Below are 227 nucleotides of genomic sequence, written 5' to 3'. Positions count from 1 at the left end.
AGGCGATGCATAATGGCATTTCACGATAAAACAGCAACACAAGTGACAAACATTGAACTGAACGTAAGAGACTTAGACTTAATGACAACATTTTACAAAAACATTTTAGGACTATCCGTTAAAAGTTCTGACGATAACACAACCGTATTATCTGTTGGGACTGGTGGCCATACTCTAACGTTACATTTATTAGAAGACGGCCGTCAGACTTCCCCACGTGAAGCAGG

Annotated in this window: 1 protein-coding gene; it reads left to right on the top strand. The window is 40.1% G+C overall.

Translation table 11 applies throughout. The features are described from left to right. Positions 1–12: 12 nt before the first annotated feature. Positions 13–227 (top strand): VOC family protein (locus tag IDG60_RS03655; protein WP_206160503.1); only part of this gene is annotated, 215 nt, incomplete at its 3' end.

The sequence above is a fragment of the Staphylococcus sp. EG-SA-2 genome (assembly GCF_017152085.1).
The sequence above is the reverse complement of the archived record's forward strand: the minus strand, read 5'-3'. Positions and strand labels throughout refer to the sequence as shown.